Below are 16,771 nucleotides of genomic sequence, written 5' to 3'. Positions count from 1 at the left end.
ATGTGTTTGAGCCATGCGGAGTTTATCAGGCGTTTTGCTCAGCATATATTGCCCAAACGCTTCGTTAGAATACGACATTACGGGTTTTTGAGCAGCACTTGGAAACGTGTCAAATTCAAGCAGTTACGGGGGCATTTTAAGCTCCAACCCAAATCAACAGGGCTGCCAAAAACTTTGCTACGGCGTTGCCGATGCTGCGGCGAAGGCAATTTAGTAACCATTGAGGTATTTGGACGGCGAGGCCCACCCGCCTCATACATGGGCGTTGGCCAACCCCAAAGCATCCGTCCTGTTAGTTAACGGGATGGGTAGGGGAAAGTACACCCTAACCTCAATAAAAACCTATAAAAATGGTGCCTAAACAGCCGTAAAAACAAAAAGCAGGCCAAAACCTGCTTTGAAAGTAGTGGCACCTTCGATGATAACTCCATAATAAAATAAAAAGGTTTGGTGAGCACTTACCGCTACCGAAGGTTTCGTTCAACAGCGCCTTCATGGCTTGGCCTTCGGCCACCACGAAAGCTTAGTTATTAGCGGCTGGTCTTTTTCTCTTTGGTCAGTTCTGTTGGCGAATGTCCAAACATTTTTTTAAATGCAAATGAGAAATGTGAAAGGTCTTCAAAACCCAAGTCGAGATAAATGTCAGTAGGTTTTTGTTTTTTATTGTTGAGTAAAAAATATGCTTCATTTAATCTACGTTGTATTAACCATCGATTTGGAGTTTGCAAAAATATTTCTTTAAAATCTCTTTTGAAAGCCGATAAACTTCGTCCAGTCATAAATGCAAGTCGTTGTAAACTCACATTGAATTTATAGTTTTTTTGCATAAATGCTTCCAAATCTATTTTGCCAGGTTTGCCGAAGTCAAATAAAATACTTGCATACTCAGGATGAAGATTAAGTAAAATAGTTAATAATTCCTCTCTTTTAATATCCTCAACTTCTTTTTTCAATTTCCCTCCTTTGTCATAATACGGAAGCAATGTGTGAAGAAATTTAGAAACAATGTTAGTTTGTTTAATTTTCAAGAAAGCTAATCTTGAAGAATAATTTTTAATTGGAATTTTATTTTTGGCTGAATAAGTTTTCAAAAATGCTTCATCAAAAATCATTATCACTTTTTCAAATTCGTTGTTTTTTCTTTGCTTGCTATATCGAGCCATATGATTTTTACGAACAATACAACATTCTCCTGATTTCAATGTAAAATGCTTATTACCATCATAACCATTCATTTTTCCTTTGGCTACGAACACAAAAAAATGTTCGGCAATAAATTCTTCTGCCGAAATTGTCGGTCCAACAACACACGATTTTATTTCTGTAATTCTCATTTCGCCAATTCTATTATGTCATCAACTTCCAAAATTTGTGACGGATAACCTTTTGATACAGCATTTATCATAGCTCGTCCAACCGTTGAAAGTTTTAAAGTCTTTACAGGGAAAAACGGTGCGATTAGCGGTGCAAGTATTTTGTAAATTCTTTTTACGTTTACTTGTCTTTTGGTAGCCTTCATAATTGCAGGGCGAAAATTGTATTGTTGTTTGAATGGCAAAGTCATTAATGTGTTTTCAGTTTTTCCTTTCACTCTTGCCCACATTACTTTTCCTTTTTCTGTGCTATCAGTGCGGTTTCCTGAAACATAAATAAATGTCATTTTAGGATTGATTTCAGATAGTATTGTTGCAAATGGTATTACAAAATCGTAAGTTTTTTTTGTGAAACTTTCTTCGTTTTCGCCTACTGAACTTACACCAGCACAAAAGAAACAGCCAACATAATTTTTCAGTTTATCTGAATAATTTTTGATTTCTGAAAAATCATTTACAATTAGTTCTTTTAATTTTAGGTGCTTTAGATTGTAATTTCTTCTGCTTACAATCAGTACTTCCGTTACGTTTGAATTTTCCAAACATTCCAATAAAACGCCTTCGCCCACCATGCCTGTTGCACCTGTTATAATTACTTTCATTTCTTTATTAATCCTAATTGTAACATACTTTTTGCTGTTGCTAAAATTGCTTCTTCATTAGTTCTTGGAGACCAATTTAATACTTTTCGTGCTTTCTCATTGCTTGCCTGTGCATATTTCCCAAGCAAAGTTGCAACCATTCGCAAAGCCGGATTGAAAAGTGCTAGCAATTTGATAACAAAATTGGGAATTTCTTTTGTCGGCACTTTTTGAGCCTCATCGCCTAAATTTCGTTTCAGGATTTTAGCAACTTCAAGCATTGCTAATTGTTCGCCTGTAGTTGCAAGAAATCGTTCGCCATTGGCTTTGGGGCTTGTCATTGCAAGTAAATGTAAATCGGCAACATCACGAACATCAACATAACAAGAATAGACTTTAGGGCACGCTTTAATTTCGCCTTCTAACATTCCTCTTATACTTTGATTGGAATGAGAATAATCTGCTCCTAAAATTGGCCCCATAACACCAACAGGATTAACAGTTGATAGTTCAAGGTTTCCACCTTGTGTTCTAATAAACTCCCAAGCTGATTTTTCTGCTATAGTTTTTGATTTTTGGTAGGCGTGAAGTTTTGCATTAAGATTTGACCAATCGTTTTCTGTAAAAGGCGTTGTCCTGTTTTTGTGACCCATTGCCACAGCACCATAAGCCGAAGTTAAAACCACACGTTTTACTTTTGCATTTCTTGCAGCTTTCAAAACTCGTAACACACCGTCTTTTGCTGGGATTATCATTTCGTCTTCGTGTTTGTAATCCACGATTGGGGTAGGCGAAGCAACGTGCAGTATATAGTCGCAACCTTGTATAACCTCATTCCAATTTTTGTCGCTTGTCAAGTCAGCTTCAATAAATGATAAATTGTCAAATGAAGTAATGCCACCATTTTTGAGCATTTCTTTGACTTCGTCTATACGACTCAATGAACGCAGTGTTGTTCTAACCGTATAACCTTGTTGCAATAGTTTCAGAATACAATGCACTGCAATAAATCCCGAACCTCCTGTTACTAAAACAGTTTTGTGTTTGTTTGAATTATCCATTTCTTTCTTTTTTAAATTCGACCACAAAGGTCGCATCAAAAAGAAATGCTTGTTTTGTTGAAAAGTCCAATTTTATTGTGTTCTAAAGTTCAGTTGTCTGTCATTAGATGTTTGTTTTAGACTTGCCGCTAACGATTGGATAGACGCCACTCCATCGTTTTCAAACGCTTATAAGTATTTGTTGTCGGTTAGTATGGCTACGCAAAATGATTCAACTTTTGGGGCTAATTTCACTTATGCGCTGCCGTTTGCACCTTTATCAAGTACATCGTGATAGCGCGAGGTTCTGCCTCGTGCTGATTATTTTCAGGCTTCTAGCCCAAGTTGCAGAAAAAGGCTGGAAGCCTTGTAATCGTTGTCACAAGCGGGGACGCTCGCCCGAGTTTCTTTCAATCCCGAACGCTTTCGGGAGCTTCATGGCTTGGCCTTCGGCCACCACGAGAGCTTAGTTATTGTGTGCTGTTTTTATTTCCATTCGTCTCGCAAGTTTCGCCATTCTTTCCAAAATGTCAAGTAACCTTTTTTGTCGAAGTCGTCCGTTGGTATTGTCTTTGGCAAACTCGTTTTATAAAAATTCTCAACTTGGTCTGCGAAGTCCAAAACCACCTTTTTATATTCTTCTTTGTCAACTGTTGCTTCTTGTCCGCTGTCTGTTATGTGTTTGATTTTACCATCGTCTGTGTGAATAATTGTCCAGTCAATTCCGTTTGGGCAACCCATAATAGCAACGTAGTCACTTTCTTCGTCAGCCATAAAAAAGTGTCCGCAACAAGGAAGTAGTTGACTTGCATAGTCGTCTTTTTTGTAATTATCCTTTATTGTCCGCATTAAATACAGAGCAGTTGAACTTACTGTTACGTCTAAACTGTCTTTGTCCGCAACAACTTCGTCTCCGATTTTTACAAAAACGTGTCCGTGTGCACAAAGGTCTGTTGGGTCGTCAACGTCCTTAATCCAATGAAGGTCTAATATTTTTATATCAAAATTGTTGTCTGTCATTGTTTGTAATCGATCGTCCTAAAAAAGCACATAACGAGTGAATAGACGCCACTTCACCATTTTCAAATACTACTATAAGTATTCATTATCGGATACTCTGGCATCTATTTCTACTTTGTACGCAAAATGATTCAACTTTTGGGGCTAATTTCACTTACGCGCTGCTGCCGTTTGCACCTTCATCAAGTACATTGTGATAGCGCGAGGTTCTGCCTCGTGCTGATTATTTTCAGGCTTCTAGCCCAAGTTGCAGAAAAAGGCTGGAAGCCTTGTAATCGTTGTCACAAGCGGGGACGCTCGCGCCATCAGAAGTTCAACACATACAAGCGCCCGTTTAGTCTTTGCGGGCTACATTGCCTACAAGCGTTCTCAAATAAAAAGACCTAAGTACAAATATACAAGTAGTTGAACGAAATTTTTATTCGGTAAAGCCAACAGCTACCATTTTGCGTGATAGCGCGAGGTTCTGCCTCGTGCTGATTATTTTTAGGCTTTTAGCCCAAGTTGCGAAAAAAGGCTGGAAGCCTTGTAATCGTTGTCGCAAGCGGGGACGCTCGCGCCATCGGGGGGGGCAGTCTTAAAACAAAAAGCAGGTCAAAAACCTGCTCTCAGCGTAGATGCCCACCCGACGATAATCCATAACAAAAAAAAAGGGTTTGGTGAGCACTCAGGCTGGCCGCCCGCCCGAGTTTTGTTCAATCCCGAACGCTTTCGGGAACTTCATGGCTTGGCCTTCGGCCACCACGAAAGCTTAGTTATTATGCAACGTTTTTTTTCCTCAGTCTGCAAAAGTGTCCTCAGTTACAAGTCCGTTTATAAAATCATCAAAATTGTCCGCAACGTGAATGTCTTGGTCGCACTCTACGTCAATCCATCTTATAGTTGGAATTTCACCTTGTCGATAATCAAGAGTTATCCACCAATGTCCGTCACCACTTAATAAAACTTGTTTGTCAGGAAGTCCCCACTCTTCAATCAGGTATGCAGTGTCAAGGATATTCTGTCCTGTCTCAATTGTTTGGTCAGTCACAATGCCAAAAAGTTCAGATAATGGAACATGATTTTCTGACCATGTAGTCTTTACAGTCATGGGATAGGCAAACCCTTTGGTATAACCACCATTCTGAATTTTGAGTAAATCAATTAAAAGTGTCGGTAGTTTTACTTTCAATAATGTCTCAACAGTTGTAACCAAGTCGTCAGTCAACGGAGGATGGTTGTAATAATTGCTGTCCCAAAAGTCTGCTTTATTAATTGTCATGTTTGGTCTGTCTTAAAATGTTGCATAACGTTTTGCAGATTTGCGATGGGCGGGCTTTTTACCACTGAACTTTATGCGGAGCACAAAACTTTCGGCTACCACTAAACTGTCTGCGGAGCACGAAACCCCGCCTATTGCAAATGTGCTGTTAGCGGCTGGCTTATTGTTCAATGCTGTCATCGCTTTCATCGTAAAGTTTAGCCATGTCGGCAAATGCTATGATTAATTCTTGTTTAATATCCATTGGTAAAGTTGGTTGGTCCAATATTGATTGGGCAAAATGATTTACAAATTCACTTCCTATGCTTTTGTAAGCTGCTCCATAAATGATTGGAAAAATGTCAAGATGATTTGTTGCTATTGCCAAACCTAAACAATTTCTCCATGCTTCTGAATCCCATGATTGAACGCATGCAGTCATTAAAAATGCAGTCAATGCAGATTCCAATTCTCCTTTTAAGTTTAATGACACAGCATAGTTAAACCATGCAATTCCATTTAATGGATTTACTTGAATTGCCTCGTAAAAAAGTTGTTCGTCCTTTTTGTCTATTCCCTCGCTTGCAAGTTTTTCAGATAAAATTTGGTCAATGTTAAGATTGTCAAGTTTTTCATCCGTTAAAGTTTTTGCCATCATGGTTTTCAAGATAAACTCATAAGCAAAGGGATTAGGCTTGGTTTGTTGGCTAATCAATTTGTCAAAATAAATCATTGAATCAGAAAACTTTCCTTGAAAGAATTTACAATCGCCTATCAATCCATAAACTAAAGGTATGTTTTGGTCATCTTTTAGTGCATGACTTTTTTGATAAAATGCTTCCGCAATTTTGTAATGTCCGGTCAAGAAAAAAATGCCTGCGTATTCAAACCACCAGTAGTGTCGGTCTTTATACTTGGGTTCAAACTTTCTTGCATTTTGGTAATTTAAGCTAGACAAATAATAATTACTTGATGAACGAAATGAGTTTGCCAAGTTGTAAGATAACATACCTTTCATGCGCAAATCTTCAATCTTCTCGATGGCAAAAATCAAATTTTCTTGATAAAGACTATTTAGTGATTTGTCCTTGTTCAGAATTAGTATTGAGCTGTTTAAGAATTGAAACTCATTTATCTTTTCAGCTAAAACGAATGTTTTTGCAAGTTCGTTTAACTCTGATGTCTTGTCGTTACGAATTGCTGTTTGAGTGAGATGAACGAAAGATTCCATTGGTAAATAATCACCAGTGTAATCTTTAATAGTGTTTTGAATAATCTTTATTGATGCTTTGATGTTCTTATCACAGTTCTGTAGAGAAAACAGCAGTAAGCACTCTGATAATGCTTTAGGAATACTGTCGGGGTCAATGTTGGGAAGGAAAAGAAAGTTTTCATTTCCTAAAAGCTTCACTGGTTGCAGTTGATGGGTTTTGCCTTTAGTGGTAATTGTAATTTCAACTGTCTCTGCTTGGGTAGTTTTATATTCTAACAAGCAGGTATTTGGCAATAGATGATTCTCAAATTGAACCTCGTCTGTGAAAAAATGCTTCAAATATTTCACAAGGCATTCATGAAGCAGTTTGGTTTCAGGGTTGCTGCTTTGATATGCAATGTTGATTTTTGAAGGCAAGTTATTGGCAAAAGCATTTTCCAACTCCACAAAGAAGTTTGCTGAAATAAGATTTTTATGGGTAAGAGAGATTGTGTATTTCTTTTGTGAGTCTTTTTTTAGAGCAATGTTCTCTTTTATTTCATTCGTCCACACGCCCCAAAATTTGTTTGTTTGAGAACTAAAAAAGATGAGAAGCACTGGAAGAGTAATTGTATTCCAATACTCAATATTGTCCAGTGAAAGTTGATATGAAATTGTGTCGTTTACAATTTCACTGTCTGTCCCTTTAAGCTGAACAAAGAACAACTGTCCAGTTGAATTATTGCTTTTGAAAATCTCAACTAAATAGTCTAGTCCATAGTCAGCCCCTAATTCTCTTGCTACCCAAGTGTCAGGGATTAGTCCTTCAAATTGCTTTTTTGATTTAGTTTCAATTATATGTTGTTGGGGTCGCTTCATTATGTCGTCAAGGGTGATTTTTTCTGGTCGTTACTTATTGAAATGTTTGGGTTAGCACTGTCGCCAAAGCTTGCCGCTAACGAGTGGATAGACGCCACTTCATCGTTTTCAAACGCTTATAAGTATTTGTTGTCGGTTAGTATAGTATGGCGTCTATTTCTAATTTTTGTACGCAAAATGATTCAACTTTTGGGGCTAATTTCACTTACGCGCTGCTGCCGTTTGCACCTTTATCAAGTACATTGCAAACAATTACCCCCAAAAGTAAAAAAGAAGTGCTTAATTACTCATCTAGTTCAACGAGTATTTTATTTGGGAAAATCGAAGGTGAGTTATGGTATCACAAGCTGGGAAATTCCACTGAGTGCAGGTAAGTGGAATGGTCAATAGGAGAAGAAGCTATAAGCCTGCCAAAATACGCAAGTCATGTATAGCAGGGTAGGGACTTGGGGCATCGGTGGGGAGGCTTAGGCAAAAGAAGAGACAAAAAAAGCAGCACGAGCCTATTGCCCGTGCTGCTTGGTTGGTACTTTATAATAACCTACTGTTTGGTCAACGACGCCTTGATTTGGGTATAATAAAGGGTGGTTAGTCCCTCAAAACCCGAATCCGTGCCTACGATGAGCCAAAGCTCGCCTTTGTCGTTAGCCTTAGCCGAGAAAGGCGTTTGGCTATTGGTACGTTTGATGAGTTGGTATTTGACGTCCTCGCCTTCAATGCCAATCGTGCCAAGGAGCACGGCATCTTTTCCACCTTCACTTTGAGCGCCCTTGTCCCAGTTGAGCTTCCACTGTCCCGTGTTGTCTTTGGCGCGTTGAGGCTCAGTTCCCGCGGCTCCCGCTTTCAAATACACGGAGCCACCAGGCGAACCGCCAATGCCAACGCTGTTTTGGGGGTATTTGGAGGCCAATTCTACCTCAAACCCGATTTTATAGGTTTGGTTGGGCGTCAACCCTGTCAACTTACGGGTCAAATACATAAAGGCATCGTCGCTGCGGTTGTGACTCTGAATCATCATTGATTTTTTGAGGGTGTCCGTCGGTAATGCCGCAATCTTAGAACTAAACTCCATGATTCCCTCTTGCTGTTCGTTGTAATCGACCAAACCAGCCGTCCAACTATCCGCTCCTTTGTTGAAGTCGGTGGTGAAAGTTGGGTTCGGGTCAGGCGTTTCGTTTTCGGTGTTACAACTGCTCAATCCCATGGCGAGAACGGTTCCAAAGACCCAAATAACGTTTTTGACGGGGGCTACTGATGCTACTTTCATTGCTGTTTTTTTTCGTTTTTTAAATGAATAATGGTGAATCCAAGGCCTCGGAAATCAGTGAAATGACGTGGATGGTGAATGGAAGGTTGGAATGGAGGCGAAAAAAAAGCGTTGTTTTTTCGGCTTGGGTAAGGCAAGTGGCGGTAGCTCTGAGGGTTGGGAATCGGCTTATTTGTTCTTATTTAGATTTTTTTTAAATATATTTGCGCCCAAAATAGAACATTACTCTGCCGTTTTTTGTTGGAAATTTAGAATAAACGCATATCTATACGCGATGAGCAAAGAAGTTGAATTGTTAGAAGAAATAACCAATTCGGAATACAAATATGGTTTCGTGACGGACATTGAAGCCGAAGAAGCGGAACCAGGACTTTCCGAAGACACAGTTCGTTGGATTTCAGCAAAAAAAGAAGAACCCGAATGGATGACCGAATGGCGTTTGAAGGCGTTCCGCGCGTGGCAAACCATGGTAGAACCCACATGGCCAAACGTTCATTACGCGCCCATCGACTTCCAAGTCATTAAATATTACTCGGCCCCAAAACAGAAAAAAACGGTCAACTCGCTCGACGAAATCGACCCTGAGTTGCGTCGTACTTTTGAGCGTTTGGGCATCTCGCTCAACGAGCAAAAACGTCTGTCGGGAGTGGCTGTCGATGCCGTTATTGACTCAATTTCGGTCACTACAACTTTTAAAGGTGAGCTAAAAAAACAAGGAATTATTTTCTGTTCTATCAGCGAAGCCATCAAAGAGCACCCTGACTTGGTTCGTAAATACTTAGGCTCGGTAGTTCCTGCCAAAGATAACTTTTATTCAGCGCTCAACTCAGCCGTTTTCTCGGATGGCTCGTTTTGCTATATCCCCAAAGGCGTGCGTTGTCCGATGGAGCTTTCGACCTATTTCCGTATCAACGCGGCGGGAACGGGGCAGTTTGAACGTACGCTTATCATTGCCGACGAAGGTTCGTACGTGAGCTATTTGGAAGGCTGTACGGCACCCATGCGCGACGAAAATCAGTTGCACGCGGCGGTAGTAGAAATCGTTGCACACGAAAAAGCCGAAGTAAAATACAGTACCGTTCAGAACTGGTACCCAGGAGATAAAGACGGCAAAGGAGGGATTTATAACTTCGTAACAAAGCGTGGTCTTTGCGAAGGCGCTAATTCTAAAATCTCTTGGACGCAGGTAGAAACAGGCTCGGCCATTACGTGGAAATACCCTTCGGTTATCTTAAAAGGGGACAACTCGATTGGGGAGTTTTACTCGGTGGCTGTGACCAACAACATGCAAGAAGCTGATACGGGTACCAAAATGATACACATTGGAAAAAATACCAAAAGCCGTATTGTATCAAAAGGTATATCAGCAGGAAAAAGCCAAAACTCCTACCGTGGACTTGTAGAAGTATTTAAACGTGCCGAAAACGCGCGTAACTTCTCACAGTGCGACTCGTTGTTGTTGGGTGATACGTGCGGAGCGCATACCTTCCCGTACATCGAAGTGAAAAACTCAAGTGCGACGGTAGAACACGAAGCAACTACCTCAAAAATTGGCGAAGACCAGTTGTTTTATTGTAACCAACGCGGTATTCCAACCGAACAAGCCGTGGCGTTGATTGTCAATGGCTATGTGAAAGAGGTCTTAAACCAACTTCCAATGGAGTTTGCGGTAGAAGCTCAGAAATTGTTAGAAATCAGCTTGGAAGGTTCGGTAGGATAATTTTCTACAGAATTTACCGCTTTAGATAAAGTAACCAACTACGACGGTATGGCTTTTTAAGGAAAGTCATACCGTTTTTTATTGGCAAAAAGATGAAAAAAACGCCCCATTCCACCGAACTTACCCCCGAAAAACTAACGGGACTTTCGCTCGAAGCACCCAAAGCAGTGGCCGTCGGACTTCCTGCCGTAACAAGCGCAATGCGTCATGTGTTTGGCGCAATGGACGTGGGGCGGGGCGTAAAAGCCTTGTTGAACCTCAATCAAAAAGACGGTTTTGATTGCCCAAGTTGCGCTTGGCCCGACCCCGATGATGAGCGTTCGCGGATAGGGGAGTACTGCGAAAATGGCGCAAAAGCCGTTGCGGATGAAGCAACAACCAAACGGTTGACGGCCGATTTTTTTGCCAAACATTCGATTGAAGAACTAGGAACGTGGACCGATTACGAATTAGGTCAACAAGGCCGTTTGGCCGAACCCCTGTTTAAGCCCAAAGGAGCAGCCCATTATCAAGCCATTTCGTGGGACGAGCTTTTTTTGAAAATTGGCACGCACCTAAAAAGCCTTGCTTCTCCCGATGATGCTGTTTTTTATACGTCAGGGCGAACGAGCAACGAAGCAGCGTTTTTGTACCAACTTTTTGTAAGGGAATTTGGAACCAACAACTTTCCTGACTGCTCCAACATGTGCCACGAGTCGAGTGGGGTAGCCCTCAACGAGACTTTAGGGATAGGAAAAGGGTCGGTCAAATTAGATGATTTTTACAAAGCAGATCTAATAATCATTGCGGGTCAAAACCCAGGCACAAACCACCCACGGATGCTGTCGGCGCTGGAAAAAGCGAAGAAAAACGGGGCAAAAATTTTGGCCATTAATCCATTGAAAGAAACGGGGTTGGTGGCGTTTAGTAATCCGCAAACGGTAGGAGGCTTATTGGGCGCAAAAACGGCCTTGGCCGACCAGTACCTACAAGTACGCATCAATGGCGATGTACCGTTGTTTAAGGCGTTTTTAAAGTACTTGTACAAAGCCGAAAAAACGACGGGAGAGGTGTTTGATTGGACGTTTATTAAGGAAAAAACGCAGGGCATTGAAGCACTGCTGGAAGACCTTGAACAACATGATTTTGAACAATTGATACATGATAGTGGCCTACAGCTAAAGGAGGTGGAAGAGGCGGCGGAATTGATAAAATCGTCCCAAAACATCATTGGCTGCTGGGCAATGGGGCTGACGCAGCATAAAAACGCCGTAGATACCATTCGCGAACTGGTAAATATACTTTTAGTAAAAGGGTCGATTGGAAAGCCTGGCGCAGGAACTTGCCCTGTTCGGGGTCATAGCAATGTGCAGGGCGACCGAACGATGGGGATTTGGGAAGCTCCTCCGCAAGCATTTTTAGATAAAATACAAGCGCAATTTGGGTTTGATCCTCCTCGCAAACACGGCTATAACACCGTGGAGGCTATTAAGGCAATGCACGAAGGTAAAGTTGGGCTGTTTTTTGCCATGGGAGGAAATTTCCTTTCGGCAACCCCCGATACGTCTTTTACCGCTCAAGCCCTCCGTAAGTGTCAGCTAACAGCGCACGTATCGACAAAACTCAATCGAAGTCATTTGGTGACGGGTGAGGAAGCGTTTATTCTGCCCTGTTTGGGACGTACAGACAGCGACGTTCAAGGAGATGAGCCTCAGTTTGTAACTGTCGAAAATTCGATGGGTGTCGTGCACAAATCTATGGGCAAACTACCGCCTGTCTCGGCACATTTGTTGAGCGAACCCGACATTGTTCGACGGTTGGCAAAGGCTACCTTGGGCAATACATCAAAGGTAAATTGGGATTTTTTGGTACAACACTATGACCATACACGGGAAGCGATTGAGCGAACGATTCCAGGTTTTGAAAATTATAACCAACGTGTTCGCCAATTAGGCGGATTTTACTTGCCGAATGGCCCTCGCCAAGGAGAGTTTAAAACCGTGAGCCAGAAAGCCATTTTTTCAATAAACAGGTATAGCCCAATTGTGTTAAGTGATACCGAATATTTGATGATGACCATAAGAAGCCATGATCAATTTAACACGACAGTCTATGGGTTAGATGACCGTTACCGTGGAATTTTCAACGAACGGCGCGTTATCTTAATGAACCAAAACGATATCCAAAAAGCAGGGTTGGTGGCTGGCGAAAGGGTCGATTTATGCAATTATCACGGTGGCGTAACCAGAACAGCTCCTAACTTTGTCGTTGTACCGTACTCATTGCCTGAGCGTTGCGTAGCGACGTACTTTCCCGAGGCAAATACGCTCGTTCCAATCAATAGTTATGCTGACCGAAGTATGACACCTACGTCTAAAGCAGTAATTATTGAAATTATCTGTAAAGAGAAGAAAAATTGAAATAACCTCGTTCGTCAAAAACCATGCCATAAGCAAATTTGTAAATGGGAGGGTCTTAAAGTGGTTTGTATCCCAATATTAATCGGTTTAAAGAGAGGTTATTTATAAAAAAAAGTGCTTAATAGCCCTATAGGGTGCTTTTTTGCACGGTTTTTGATACAGGTATATCAGATTACCCCTTTATCAAAAACATGTCCCAAATGATTATACGTGTAGCAAGAATTTTGTGTGTACTGGCATGGGTGGTTTCTTTAAAAACCAGCGCAAAGATTAATTCTGACCCATTCACTTCACCTCAACCGCACCATTTTGTCGCAGATGACAATCAACGCTATTTGTGCGTTGCTTTACTAAATACCACCGAAGGAGCCGAGCATGGCCTCAATGTCATACGCGAAGCCGCCAAACAAGGTTGTAATGCTGCCATGATTACGGTACGCTGGGATGTTGTGTATCCACAGGTATCAAGTTCAGCCAACTGGGTGCAATTCGATAACCAAGTGAAATTGTGCAAAGAGCTAGGGTTGAAGATTTTTTTTCGGATTCACTTGGCACGCTGCTGTAACCGAAACGAAGGCTTTTGGACTGAAAGCGAAGCTTCTAAAGACCAACAAGGCCGCGTGTTTAAAGAAATTTTTAGCATGGCGCACCAGCCTTCTGTCACCAAAGCCCTCGGTTTTGTGAAAGAAGTAAGCCAAAGGTATGTTTCGTATTTGCAAGAAGGGCGCGTTTTGTGCGTTGCCGCGACAACCACGACAACCCAAGAAGCGGGCTACCACTACGAAGGGTATATTCCGAATGGCAACATAGGCTACGGAGACCCTTACTTATCGTTGTATGATTATACTCCCACAATGCTTACGGGTTATCAAAGCTGGTTGGCTGCTAAATATGGCTCTTTAAAAGGAATTAATGATGCTTGGAAATCTGACTACAGCGCCATTGGAGATATTCAACCAATCACAACCGACTATAGCCACCCAGAAAATAAACGTTGGGCTGATTGGTATATTTATCGACATACGCTTCTAAAAAACTTTTTGGACGGGGTAAGCAGCACTGTTAAAGGAGTGAATGCTAATTATAAGGTTATCAATGATTTTGGGTCGGTACACGATGGGCTAAGTTTTCGTCGTGGGACATTGGCTTTCAAGGATTTAGCCCGTAACGTTGACGGTACTAAAATCAATGACTCGCAGTACTACAATCATTATTTTAGTGCGGACGTATTGCGCGGAAGCATGGGTGATAAGTGGATTATGAATGAAGCGTTCCGTGAACCCGATTTGTCGCAGTTTGGCATGGAGCAAATGCTAGGCCAACATTTTGAACGTGGATGTAAGTTGGTCAACGTCGTAATCAACAACACGGCGGACTTAAATTGGTTTGCCCCCATGATTAAAAGTGTAGCGACCAACTGGTTATCTAAACCCATGACCCCCATTGTGAATAAACAAAAAATGGTGGTTAAACTGTCAGAACTGGTAAGAACAGGGAGCTACGGTATTCCAGGTTATAACAATCGTTGGGAAGAAAAGCGCGTAAGCGGCCCAGTTGAAATTCAATTGGTAGAGGATTTGCTCGGCGAACCAGAAGTCAATCAGCCCCCTGTGGTAAAAACCGCACTCTCAGATTATACCATTACAGCTGGTTTTGATGCGACCTACACCATACCCGAAGGTTCATTTCAAGACCCCGATGGCAGCATTGAATCGTATGCAGTAAGCGGCCTACCTACTGGTTTTTATTTTGATAAAAAAACGATTCGTGGTAATTCGTTGATTGTAGGTACGTATAAAATTACGGTTACTGCAACTGATATGTATGATGCTTCAACCAGCACTACGTTCAATCTCAAAGTAGTGGCTCAGAAACCTTCTACATTGGCCTTGTTTAAAGCGGGTAATTACCTAAATCGTACATTTTTACGCAATGTAAAAGATAGAGATACCCTTAATTTGAATGACCTCAACTTCCTTACAAATTTTATAGCAACACCCGATGCGTCAGCCAAAGCAGTGATTATGAAACTGACAGGGCCTGTGAATCAGACCCGTACCGAAACAGATGTTCCGTTTGCACTATTTGGGGATGATGGAGGAACAACCCTAAAGTTGGGAAATTATCAATTGGTACTTGAAGCGTATAATTCAACGTCAATTGTACCCGCCAATGGTGTAGGTCGAACGACCATTAATTTTGTCGTGGCAAATCTGCGGGTCAATCAAGCGCCAGTTGTAGTCACAAAAATTACTGATCAACAGGCCACCATCAACCGCAATTTTATCTTTATCATTCCTACCAGCACTTTTCAAGACAAAGACGGACAAATTTCAAGGCTTGTTGTGACTGGACTACCAGCGGGAATGGTGGCAAACAGTGGTGTGATTAGCGGCGCTCCGACGGTAGCAGGAAATTTTACGGTGACAGTAGAGGCTTTTGACAATGAAAATGCGTCGGTCAAAACCCAGTTTTTACTAAAAGTATTATCTGTGAACCAAAGCCCGATTGTTGTGACGACCATTCCTGATCAAGTAACGGTAGTGCAACAGGCGTATGAGTACGAAATTACGCCTAACATTTTCCGTGATAATGACGGATATATTGTGCGGGTGTTGGTGCAAAATTTGCCGCAAGGAATTACCTATGCCAACAACAAACTTTCGGGGAAAGCCGTAACAGCGGGTGATTATAAAGTGACTGTGCGGGGAATTGACAATGAAAATGCTTCGGTTGAAACGTCCTTTCAGCTATCTGTTAGAAGTATTTCCTCGAATTTGCCACCAGTAGCAACGACAACTTTGCCTACCCAACGGGTCGTGGTGGGTAATCCGTTTTCATATACGCTGCCGCAAGGGCTTTTCCGTGACCCTGAGGGTGGAACGGTTCGGTTAGAAGTAAGCAACCTGCCATCTGGATTTGTGTATGCCAATGGGGCAATCATCGGAACATCAAGCGTGGCAGGCGAGTATAAAATTGTGGTGCGAGGCTATGATGGCCTGGGTGCATTTGGAGAAACAACCCTCACGTTGTGGGTAACGTTGAGTAATGGAAATATTCCGCCAGTAATCGTTACTCAAATCCCCGATCAAGAAGCCGTCGTTGGAGAAGCTTTTTCACTGAACATTGACGTGAATGGCTTCCGCGACCCAGATGGTATTTTGTTTGGTGTTTTGGTGAGGAACTTGCCTCCAGGCTTGTCATTCCAAGGTGGGAGTATTGTAGGAACACCAACAACTGCTGGAAATTATACGGTAACTGTTCGTGCCATAGATAACCAAGGAGCGATTGTTGACGAGTTTTTTGTCATTAAAGTCAGTGAAAGTACGCCAATGACTGCCAATCTTGTTTTTAGTTTGTACAAAGCAGGAGGTTCGTCATCAAGAAGGTTTATTCGCACCCTGCGTGATGGGGACAGGATTTCACTTTCGTCGGTTCAAACCATTGCAACTTTTGTGAACATTTTTGCGGAATCAAGTCAGGCAGTGGATCGAATCGAATTTAGTATGACTGGGACAAAAGTGCAGTCTTTTTCAGACGCAGCTGCTCCTTATGGGTTATTTGATGACAATGGCGGTTTTAGTGCTGAGCTAGGAACTTATAAACTAACAGCCAAAGCAATAAAGGCCGACAAGGTAATTGGGGAAGCAACGATTACATTTACGCTGATAGCTGGTAATGCCAGAATAGGTGAGGAGGAAGCTGAGGTAGTGGAAGTATGGAGTGCGTATCCGAATCCGTTTGTGTCGGTTTTAAAAATGACCCTTCCCGATACCTACAAGCCAGAATCTACGACATTTTCAATTGTAACGCTTGCGGGCTTTATGATGCCAGTGCCGCAGGTTCGTTGGCAGGGACTTGAGGCCGAATTGGAACTGGCACCGTTGCAGTTGACAAAAGGTACGTACCTTCTCCAAACGTCGCATCCTGACATGCCGACTAAAGTGATTAAGGTACTGAAACAAGAATAAAAGCACAACGTCAATTACCCTACAATGAAATTCCCCGTCAACCAAGCAATTTGCAAAGGTGACGGGGAAAATTATTTTAGGACAAAACC

11 protein-coding genes are annotated in these 16,771 nt (G+C 41.8%); 4 read left to right on the top strand and 7 right to left on the bottom strand.

Going from position 1 to position 16,771, the window contains the following annotated elements; translation table 11 throughout:
* Positions 1-300, top strand: a 300-nt coding sequence (locus tag AC23N5_RS11285) for a transposase (RefSeq protein WP_487755645.1), incomplete at its 5' end; no start/stop codon positions are given.
* Between the two features lie 230 nt (positions 301-530).
* On the opposite strand, the gene AC23N5_RS11280 is transcribed toward AC23N5_RS11285, so the two are convergent.
* The 7 genes from AC23N5_RS11280 to AC23N5_RS11250 all read right to left on the bottom strand — a co-directional run bounded on the left by AC23N5_RS11280 (position 531) and on the right by AC23N5_RS11250 (position 8,592).
* A complete protein-coding gene (locus AC23N5_RS11280; RefSeq protein WP_487755644.1) occupies positions 531-1,334 on the bottom strand; it encodes a helix-turn-helix domain-containing protein in 804 nt (267 codons plus the stop codon).
* Positions 1,331-1,975, bottom strand: coding sequence for an NAD-dependent epimerase/dehydratase family protein (locus AC23N5_RS11275; RefSeq protein WP_487755643.1), 645 nt, complete (start codon positions 1,973-1,975; stop codon positions 1,331-1,333). The genes AC23N5_RS11280 and AC23N5_RS11275 overlap by 4 nt, the downstream gene beginning before the upstream one ends.
* Positions 1,972-3,015, bottom strand: a complete 1,044-nt coding sequence (locus AC23N5_RS11270; protein ID WP_487755642.1) for an SDR family oxidoreductase — start codon at positions 3,013-3,015, stop codon at positions 1,972-1,974. The genes AC23N5_RS11275 and AC23N5_RS11270 overlap by 4 nt, the downstream gene beginning before the upstream one ends.
* Positions 3,016-3,480: 465 nt before the next feature.
* Positions 3,481-4,014, bottom strand: a complete 534-nt coding sequence (locus AC23N5_RS11265) for a hypothetical protein (protein ID WP_487755641.1) — start codon at positions 4,012-4,014, stop codon at positions 3,481-3,483.
* A gap of 778 nt (positions 4,015-4,792) precedes the next feature.
* Positions 4,793-5,275 carry an SMI1/KNR4 family protein gene (locus AC23N5_RS11260; RefSeq protein WP_487755640.1) on the bottom strand — a complete coding sequence of 161 codons (483 nt, stop codon included), beginning with the start codon at positions 5,273-5,275 and terminating at the stop codon, positions 4,793-4,795.
* A gap of 160 nt (positions 5,276-5,435) precedes the next feature.
* Positions 5,436-7,325 (bottom strand): DUF4365 domain-containing protein, encoded by a 1,890-nt coding sequence (locus AC23N5_RS11255; RefSeq protein ID WP_487755639.1) that lies wholly within the window; start codon positions 7,323-7,325, stop codon positions 5,436-5,438.
* 541 nt (positions 7,326-7,866) lie between these two features.
* A complete protein-coding gene (locus tag AC23N5_RS11250) occupies positions 7,867-8,592 on the bottom strand; it encodes a hypothetical protein (RefSeq protein ID WP_487755638.1) in 726 nt (241 codons plus the stop codon).
* A 274-nt stretch (positions 8,593-8,866) separates the two neighbouring features.
* Here AC23N5_RS11250 and sufB point away from each other — a divergent pair, with 274 nt between their 5' ends.
* From sufB to AC23N5_RS11235, 3 genes are all read left to right on the top strand, one after another.
* Complete coding sequence (gene sufB / locus AC23N5_RS11245; RefSeq protein WP_183976760.1) at positions 8,867-10,312, top strand: Fe-S cluster assembly protein SufB; 1,446 nt, start codon at positions 8,867-8,869, stop codon at positions 10,310-10,312.
* Positions 10,313-10,404: 92 nt separating this feature from the next.
* Entirely contained in the window at positions 10,405-12,711 is a 2,307-nt protein-coding gene (locus tag AC23N5_RS11240; protein ID WP_487755637.1) for an FdhF/YdeP family oxidoreductase, read from the top strand.
* Positions 12,712-12,911: 200 nt separating this feature from the next.
* A complete protein-coding gene (locus AC23N5_RS11235) occupies positions 12,912-16,682 on the top strand; it encodes a putative Ig domain-containing protein (RefSeq protein WP_487755636.1) in 3,771 nt (1,256 codons plus the stop codon).
* Positions 16,683-16,771: the final 89 nt, after the last annotated feature.

The sequence above is a fragment of the Runella sp. R5_40 genome, from assembly GCF_057652295.1.
Note: the sequence above shows the minus strand (reverse complement) of the source record. Positions and strands in the feature narration are given on the sequence as shown.